Annotated in this window: 5 protein-coding genes and 1 tRNA gene; all 6 read right to left on the bottom strand. The window is 64.6% G+C overall.

Translation table 11 applies throughout. The features are described 5' to 3' along the window. Positions 1 to 126 precede the first annotated feature (126 nt). Positions 127 to 558, bottom strand: a complete 432-nt coding sequence (rplK, locus tag B3E43_RS09275) for a 50S ribosomal protein L11 (RefSeq protein WP_055829960.1) — start codon at positions 556 to 558, stop codon at positions 127 to 129. A 301-nt stretch (positions 559 to 859) separates the two neighbouring features. Further along, on the bottom strand, positions 860 to 1,438 hold the full coding sequence (gene nusG / locus B3E43_RS09270; protein ID WP_292028731.1) for a transcription termination/antitermination protein NusG: 579 nt from the start codon (positions 1,436 to 1,438) through the stop codon (positions 860 to 862). 9 nt (positions 1,439 to 1,447) lie between these two features. After that, positions 1,448 to 1,738 carry a preprotein translocase subunit SecE gene (gene secE / locus B3E43_RS09265; protein WP_292028730.1) on the bottom strand — a complete coding sequence of 97 codons (291 nt, stop codon included), beginning with the start codon at positions 1,736 to 1,738 and terminating at the stop codon, positions 1,448 to 1,450. Positions 1,739 to 1,802: 64 nt separating this feature from the next. After that, a tRNA-Trp gene (locus B3E43_RS09260) sits at positions 1,803 to 1,878 on the bottom strand. Between the two features lie 166 nt (positions 1,879 to 2,044). Then, entirely contained in the window at positions 2,045 to 3,379 is a 1,335-nt protein-coding gene (locus tag B3E43_RS09255; RefSeq protein ID WP_292028728.1) for a hemolysin family protein, read from the bottom strand. Between the two features lie 154 nt (positions 3,380 to 3,533). After that, positions 3,534 to 3,659 carry a hypothetical protein gene (locus tag B3E43_RS09250; protein ID WP_292028726.1) on the bottom strand — a complete coding sequence of 42 codons (126 nt, stop codon included), beginning with the start codon at positions 3,657 to 3,659 and terminating at the stop codon, positions 3,534 to 3,536. Positions 3,660 to 3,911 lie beyond the last annotated feature (252 nt).

Genomic DNA, 3,911 nt, shown 5'->3' with positions numbered 1-3,911 from the left:
TCGATCGACTCGTCGAACTTGGCGGTGGCGTTGGTCTTGACCGCGGCGATGGCGTCCGAGAACGGCATCAGGGCGACGGTGTCGCCGGTACGGGCCTTGGTGCGCTTGGTTTGCTTGGCCATGTGCTTAGCCCTCCACGACGTTGAGGCCCATGGCGCGAGCCGAGCCTTCGATGATCTTGGTCGCGGCGTCCAGGTCGTTCGCGTTCAGATCCTTCATCTTCTTCTCGGCGATCTCACGCAGCTGGCTGCGCTTGATCTTGCCGGCCACTTCGCGGCCCGTCATTTTCGAGCCCGAGGTGATGCCTGCGGCCTGTTTGATATAGTGGGTCGCGGGCGGGGTCTTGGTGACGAAGGTGAAGCTCTTGTCCTGGTAGACCGTGATCACGGTCGGCAGGGGCGTGCCTTTGACTTCCTTCTCGGTGCGGGCGTTGAACTCCTTGACGAAGCCCATGATGTTGACGCCGCGCTGACCGAGGGCGGGCCCGATCGGGGGTGAAGGCGTGGCGTTGCCGGCCGGCACCTGCAGTTTGATATAGCCCAGAATCTTCTTGGCCATTGGTCTCTCCTTACAATGGACCTGAACTCAATCAGGCCCGGTGAGCCGTGGTCGTGGCATGGCTGCCTCCCACGGATTTATGCGGGCGAACCCGCACCGCTCCTCAGAGCGAGGCGCGCGTGTAGCAGAAGCGAGGGACTGAAGCAACGCGTTCTCCCTCCCCTTCATGGGGAGGGACGGCGAGGCGCAGCCGAGCCCGGGTGGGGAATTGCTAAGCCGGGCGCCGGCGGTGAGGGACTGGCGTTCCCCACCCGGATCGCTGGCGCGATCTTCCCTCCCCACTTCGGGGGAGGGAGAACGGTCAGCCCGCGTTCTTCTCGACCTGATTGTATTCCAGATCCACCGGCGTCGGACGCCCGAAGATCGACACGGCCACGCGCAGGCGGGCATTGTCCTCGTCGACGCTTTCGACCTGGCCCTCGAAGCTGGCGAAAGGTCCGTCGATGACCTTGACGGTCTCGCCGATGTCGAAGCGGATGGTGGGCTTCGGACGTTCGACGCCCTCCTCCACCTGGCCGATGATGTTCTGGACCTCGCGCTCCGAGACCGGCAGCGGCTTGGTGCCGCCCGCGGCGCCCAGGAAGCCGGTGACCTTCGGCGTGTTCTTGACCAGGTGATAGGCGTCGTCGGTCATCTCCATCTTCACCAGCACATAGCCGGGGAAGAATTTGCGCTCGGAGTTCACTTTCCGGCCGCGCCGGATCTCGACCACGTCTTCGGTCGGCACCAGGATTTCAGAGAAACAGTCCTCGAGGCCCTGCTGGCGCGCCTGATCCGTCAGATGCTGGGCGACCTTCTTCTCGAAGTTCGAATAGGCGTGGACGATGTACCACTTGTGCCGGGGATTGGCGGCGGGCTTGGCGGGGGCTGCGTCGGTCATGGGTGTTTCCTACTGGCCGATCGCGAGGATGAAGCGCGAGGCCACAGACAGACCGGCGTCGACCACGAAGAAGAAGATCGCGGCGATCACGACCATGATCAGCACCATCACCGAGGTGATCCAGGTTTCCTTGCGGCTCGGCCACACGATCTTGCGCCCTTCAGCGCGGACCTGGCTGGCGAACTGCAGGATCGAGGTGCGCTTCTTCGGCGCGGTCGGCTCGGCCGCCACGGCATTGCCGGCGATCGCCGGCTGGACGGGCTGGGTGCGGCGCCCCGAGGGGCTCTTGGCCTTGGCCATGGTCTTCTGGTCTCGTTTCAACGGGCTGACGGTGCAGATAGGAACCCGCGCCGCCAGTGAAAAGTGGCAGGAGTGGAGGGACTCGAACCCACGACCCTCGGTTTTGGAGACCGATGCTCTACCAGCTGAGCTACACTCCTGTGTTCCGGACAAAACTATAACGCGCCGGAGGGTCTCCCCCCAGGCGCGTTCGGCTTCGCCAGACCGCGGCGTATGCCCGACCCCGCCGGGGTTTTCAAGCGTATCCTCCCCCGAACTTTGTTTCGGGGGAGGGGGACCGCGCGAAGCGTGGTGGAGGGGGCGGCCCTAATCCTCGTACTGTTCGGCGACGGCGCGGGCCTCGTCCTCGGCCTTGACCAGCTGTTTGAACAACAGCTTGTCGATGCGGCGGTCGTCCATGTCGATGATCTCGACCTCGAACCGGCCCAGCTGCAGGATTTCGCCCTCGTTCGGCACCCGCGACAGCTGGTGCAGGACCAGGCCGGCGATGGTGTGGAAGCCCTCGGCCTCGCCGAAATCCTCGCCCAGCGTATCGGCCAGCTCGTCGATGTCGGTCTGACCGTCGACCAGCCAGCTGCCGTCTTCGCGCTGGCGCACATTGACCTCGGCGTCGTCATGGCCCTCGTCGAAATCGCCGGCTATCATTTCCAGCAGGTCGGTGGCCGTCACCACGCCTTCAAAGGCCCCGTATTCGTCGACCAGGAAGGCCATGTGGACCTTCGACGCCTTCATGATTCCCAGCGCCTTCAGCACCGAGGTCGACTGCGGGATGAAGGCCGGCGTCTGCACCAGTCGCTCGACGTTGAACTCGCCATTGTCCAGAAGGCTGTCCAGAAGGTCCTTCTTGTGGATGACGCCCAGCGGATTATCGACGTCGTTCTCACGCGCCACCACGATGCGGGAATAGGGGCAGGTGCGAACCTCCTGCCGCAGCGTTTCCTCGCTGTCGTCCAGCGCGATCCAGAACACCTCGTGCCGCGGCGTCATGGCCACGCGGATGGGGCGGTCGCCGAGGCGGAGGATCTCCTCGATCATCTCCTGCTCTTCGGGCTCGATCAGACCCGAGGCCGTACCCTCGGCGATCATCGTCTCGACCTCTTCCTGGGTCACGTCCGAACCATCCCGGTCCTTGACGTTCATCAGCTTCAGAATGGCCGAGGTAGAGGCGGTCAGCACCACCACGAAAGGCTTCAGCACGATCGCCACGGTCGAGATCGGCGCAGCCATCTTGGACGCGATCGATTCGGGGAAGATCAGCGCCAGCCGCTTGGGCACCAGCTCGCCGACGATCACCGACACATAGGTGATGAAGACGATGACCAGAACGGTCGAGAAGATTTCCGTATAGGCGGCCAGCGCGGGGAAGGCGCCTTCCAGGATCAGGTTCAGTTCGCCGGCGATCGCGGCCTGGCCGTAGGCGCCCGCGGCGATGCCGATCAGGGTGATGCCGACCTGGACCGCCGACAGGAAATGCGTCGGGTCCTCAGCCAGTTTCAGCGCGGCCCGCGCGCCCCTGTCGCCGCGCTCGGCGCGCGCCTGCAGTTTGGATTTGCGGGACGAAACGACCGCCAACTCGGTCATGGCGAACAGGCCGTTGAGCACCACGAGGGCGAGAACGACGGCGATGGCGATGGCTAACATCTAGGGAGGTCGAGACCGGCGCGGCGCGACACTCGGCGTCCGCGTGCGGGATGATAGGAGGAAATCGCCCACGCCGCCACGGTTTCCTTCGGGTTCGAGATCGGTCCTGCTGGAAACGGTCCGGCAAGGCTCGGATTTCGGCCGACAAATCAGATCAGCGCGTGCGCCCGACCTCGACGCCGCCGTACGGGCCGTGCGAGCCATCGTCCGGCAGGGCCGCACAGGCCGACATGCCGATAAAGGTGCCGATGAACAGGCCGATCCGAAGCGCGCGCCGCATGGTTACTGAATCCCTAACGTCCACAGTGCGAACGTAGCGACCCCTTTGCGGTTGCATGCAAGCGGTTGCTCCAACGGAGCGGGGCGTTAACTGCGCTGCACCCCCATCTGGCGATCAGGGCCGCTCCCGCTTCGCCTCGCCTACCCTTCCCCCATTTCGGGGGACGGAAGCACACAGCAAAACGGCCCCCGGATCGCTCCGGGGGCCGTTCTGTGTTGTCTGGCCTAAGCTCGTCTCGTCGGCGCTCAAGTA

Source organism: Brevundimonas sp. UBA2416 (assembly GCF_002343105.1).
In the GTDB taxonomy this organism is placed as follows: domain Bacteria; phylum Pseudomonadota; class Alphaproteobacteria; order Caulobacterales; family Caulobacteraceae; genus Brevundimonas.
This window is presented reverse-complemented; position numbering and strand designations above follow the sequence as displayed.